The organism is Polaromonas sp. P1_G1, from assembly GCF_056405595.1.
In genome coordinates, this window is record NZ_JBFUBU010000096.1 from 1 (window position 1) to 4250 (window position 4250).

Genomic DNA, 4250 nt, shown 5'->3' on the forward strand with positions numbered 1-4250 from the left:
ACGGAAAACAAAAAGGACACGCCATGGCGTGTCCTTTTTGTATTGGTTCCCGCTTCCGATCCCGCTTGCCCCGTCCTGGCTGGGCCGAGGAGCGCAGAGACAAGCGGATCAGGGATCGCGTTGTCTGAGCGAAGCGAGTTTAGCGAGACCCCGCTTGGCTCGAGCACCGCAGGTTGCCCGAAGCGAAGCGTAGGGACCCAGACTGCGGGTCGCCTTTTCTTTGGTGACTTTCTTTTGGCGAAGCAAAAGAAAGTTACTGGCCGCCGGGCCATTCCCGGCCAGCAACACTCATCAATGAGCGCACAAGCCGGAGCAAGAACCGGCCTACTTATCCTCGGAGATTCCATATGCTCCAAGTAAAAAACATCAACCAATACTACGGCGGCTCCCACATCCTCAGAGACGTGAGCCTCGACGCCCACCTCGGCAAGGTAACAGTACTCCTGGGCCGCAACGGCGTAGGCAAAACAACGCTCCTGAAATCCTTAATGGGCCTCGTTCCGATCAAAACCGGAACAATCGACTTCGACGGCAAACAAATCCAAGCCAGCACTCCCTACGAACGAGCAAGGGCAGGGATTGGCTTCGTCCCCCAAGGAAGAGAAATCTTCGCGAGACTAACGGTAGAAGAGAACCTCCGCATGGGCCTGGCCTACAAGAGCGCGTCCACCCCCATCCCGGCCGAACTCTATGAACTGTTCCCGGTGCTCAAGCAGATGCTGAACCGCCGCGGCGGCGACCTGTCGGGCGGGCAGCAGCAGCAGCTGGCCATTGCACGCGCGCTGGCGGCCAAGCCCAAGCTGCTGATCCTCGACGAGCCGACCGAGGGCATACAGCCCAGCATCATCAAGGACATAGGCCGCGTGATCCGCATGCTGGCGGACCGGGGTGACATGGCCATCCTGCTGGTGGAGCAGTACTACGACTTCGCGCAGGAGCTGGCCGACGACTACCTGGTGATGGAGCGCGGCGAGTTCATCGCGCGCGGGCAGGGCAAGGACATGGAAACCAACGGCGTGCGGCAGCTGGTGGCGATCTAGTTGTTCTTTTTCCCTCTCCCCCTGGGAGAGGGTTAGGGTGAGGGCCCGACGGCAGGCGATAGACTACTGTTCCTTGCACAAGCTGCGGCCCTCACCCCCACCCTCTCCCAGAGGGAGAGGGTGTCAATGCCGGTGCACGGCAAGGCGGCACAACAGGCCGGCAACAACAATCAATAAAAAGGTAGACGCCGATGGCTTTGCTGGCCTTGGACAACTGGCTGATCCGGGAGAAATCGCATGCGGGGCTGTCGGGAGTTCGCCGCTTTCTGGTGGAGTTCGGCTGCTTCGGCCTCAAGGAGGCGAGGGCCTGCCTGTTTGCCGGGCTGTTTTTTGCGGCGGTGTTCCTGGTGCCGCGCGCCGGTGTGGCGGGTATTCCGCGCTACGACCTGCTGCTGGTGATCGCGCTGCTGATCCAGGGCTGGATGGTGCTGGCCAGGCTGGAAACGCTGGACGAGCTGAAAGCCATCTGCCTCTTTCACGTGGTGGGGTTTGCGCTGGAGGTCTTCAAGACTTCGGGATCCATCCAGTCCTGGAGCTACCCGGACTTTGCCTATACCAAGCTGTTCGGCGTGCCGCTGTTTTCGGGCTTTATGTATGCGGCGGTGGGCAGCTACATCATCCAGGCATGGCGCCTGTTCGACCTCCGGATCCGGCATCACCCGCCTCACTGGATGGCCGTGGTGATCGCGTTGCTGGTGTACGCCAATTTTTTCACCCACCATTTCTGGGGCGACTACCGCTGGTATATCGCGGCTTGCCTGGCCGGTTTGTACGCGAGGTCTTCGGTGATCTTCCGGCCCTATGACCGGGACCGCAGCATGCCCCTGCTGCTGGGATTTTTGCTGATCGGGTTTTTTATCTGGGTAGCGGAGAACATCAGCACCTTCTTCAGCCTCTGGCATTACCCGAACCAGCTCGGCGCCTGGTCCATCGTGCATGTGGGCAAATGGAGTTCCTGGTCGCTGCTGGTGGTGATGACCTTCACCATCGTGGCCAACCTCAAGCATGTGAAGGCGCGCATCCATGTGCCGGACTGACGCGGGGGCCCCTGCATGAAGCTGCGTTTTGACCGCGAGGCGGCGCTGTGGGCCGTCTTCATTTTCATCGTTGAGTTTCTGATCGCGACCGTGTGGTCGCACCACCCCTGGCTGCGGGGCTTTGTCGGTGACGTGCTGGCGGTGGTGTGGGTGTACTTCCTGTTCAAGACAGTGATCAAGGCCAACACCGCCGGCCTGGCGCTGGCCGCGTTTGGGGTGGGCTGCGGGGTCGAGCTTGCCCAGTATGTTGCGGCGGTGAACGGCTGGCACGTTGAGAACCGGGTGCTGAGGATTGTGCTGGGTTCGGTGGCCGACTGGATGGACGTGCTGGCTTATGCCTGTGGATTTTTGGGGGTGTTGGCGCTTGAGTTCGCGCTTGCCCGGTTGCGGATTTTCTTTACTCCCTCTCCTCCCCCTGGGAGAGGGCAGGAGTGAGGGCCGGCGGCCTTCAAACATGCAGTGAAGCTTCAAGCGCCGCCGGCCCCCATCCCAACCTTCCCCCAGCGGGGGAAGGAGTAAATCCAAGGCATACGACTGCAACGCGCCGCCTCTTTCTTACTCCCTCTCCCAGAGGGAGAGGGAGTAAATGCATGGCGGCGCAACAACACCCAGGATTTTTTAAGCGGCTTTTCGGTTAGGATGTTTTCGGGCCGGCCCCATTGCCGGCCACGTCGCTCGGACGGTTCCGGGCGCTCACGTGAAAGTCTCCTTCTATGTCTGCTTCTCCAGGCAAGCGCCGATTCGCGCGCATTGACCGCCTTCCCCCTTACGTCTTCAACATCACGGCCGAGCTGAAACTCGCGGCGCGCCGGCGCGGCGAGGACATCATCGACATGAGCATGGGCAACCCCGACGGCGCCACACCGGCGCACATCGTGTCCAAACTCGTGGAGGTGGCCCAGCGCCCCGACACCCACGGCTATTCGGCCAGCAAGGGCATTCCACGCTTGCGGCGCGCCATCGCGCACTGGTACCAGAGCCGCTACCAGGTGGCGATAGACCCGGACAGCGAGGCCATCGTGACCATAGGCTCCAAGGAAGGCCTGGCCCATTTGATGCTGGCCACGCTGGACCGCGGCGACACCGTGCTGGTGCCGGACCCGAGCTATCCCATCCACATCTACGGCGCGGTGATCGCGGGCGCCGACATTCGCTCGGTGCCGCTGACGCCGGACACGGATTTTTTCGCCGAGCTGGAAAAAGCCATACGCGGCAGCTACCCCAAGCCCAAGATGATGGTGCTGGGTTTCCCCTCGAACCCGACGGCGCAGTGCGTTGAGCTGGAGTTTTTCGAGAAGGTCATCGCGCTGGCGCGCAAGCACGACATCTTTGTGGTGCACGATTTGGCTTATGCCGACATCGTGTTCGATGGCTGGAAAGCGCCGTCCATCATGCAGGTGCCGGGCGCCAAGGACATCGCGGTGGAGTTCTTCACGCTGTCCAAGAGCTACAACATGGCCGGCTGGCGCGTGGGCTTCATGGTCGGCAACCCCGACCTGGTCGCGGCCCTGGCACGCATCAAGAGCTACCACGACTACGGCACCTTCACCCCGCTGCAGGTGGCCGCCATCGCCGCGCTGGAAGGCGACCAGCAATGCGTGAAAGACATCGCCGCACAGTACCAGGCCAGGCGTGACGTGCTCTACAAGGGATTGATCGAAGCCGGCTGGCCAGTGGATTGCCCCAAAGCCTCGATGTACATCTGGGCGCGGATTCCGGAGGCCTACCGCAAGCTCGGCTCGCTGGAGTTTGCCAAGCAGTTGCTGGACAAGGCCAAGGTTTGTGTGTCGCCTGGGATTGGCTTTGGCGATCACGGCGATGATTATGTTCGGTTTGCTTTGATTGAGAATGAGGCTCGGATTCGGCAGGCTGTGAGAGGAATTAAGGCGATGTTCAAGGGGGATGGGATTCGCTAGTTTGTCTGTGCCGGATCTTGCTCCGGCCTGTGCGCTTGCTGCTGAGTTCTGCTGGCCGGGGTTGCCGGCAGCAACTCACTTTCTTTTGCTTCGCCAAAAGAAAGTAAGCAAAGAAAAGGCGACCCGCAGTCTGGGTCCCTACGCTTCGCTACGGGCAACCTGCGGTGCTCGAGCCAAGCGGGGTCCGGCTAAACTCGCTTCGCTCAGACAACGCCGGCCCTGATCCGCTTGTCTCTGCGCTCCTCGGCCCAGCCAGG

Annotated in this window: 4 protein-coding genes; all 4 read left to right on the forward strand. The window is 61.2% G+C overall.

Annotation, left to right across the window (positions count from 1 at the left end; genetic code table 11):
* Window positions 1-347: 347 nt before the first annotated feature.
* The 4 genes from urtE to alaC all read left to right on the forward strand — a co-directional run bounded on the left by urtE (window position 348) and on the right by alaC (window position 3993).
* Entirely contained in the window at window positions 348-1040 is a 693-nt protein-coding gene (urtE, locus tag AC1D1Y_RS25705; RefSeq protein ID WP_477684848.1) for an urea ABC transporter ATP-binding subunit UrtE, read from the forward strand.
* Between the two features lie 191 nt (window positions 1041-1231).
* On the forward strand, window positions 1232-2077 hold the full coding sequence (locus AC1D1Y_RS25710) for a DUF817 domain-containing protein (RefSeq protein WP_477684849.1): 846 nt from the start codon (window positions 1232-1234) through the stop codon (window positions 2075-2077).
* 15 nt (window positions 2078-2092) lie between these two features.
* Window positions 2093-2512: a ribosomal maturation YjgA family protein gene (locus tag AC1D1Y_RS25715; RefSeq protein ID WP_477684850.1), complete on the forward strand. Its 420-nt coding sequence runs from the start codon at window positions 2093-2095 to the stop codon at window positions 2510-2512.
* Between the two features lie 278 nt (window positions 2513-2790).
* Window positions 2791-3993: an alanine transaminase gene (gene alaC / locus AC1D1Y_RS25720; RefSeq protein ID WP_477684851.1), complete on the forward strand. Its 1203-nt coding sequence runs from the start codon at window positions 2791-2793 to the stop codon at window positions 3991-3993.
* The last annotated feature ends 257 nt before the right edge of the window (window positions 3994-4250 follow it).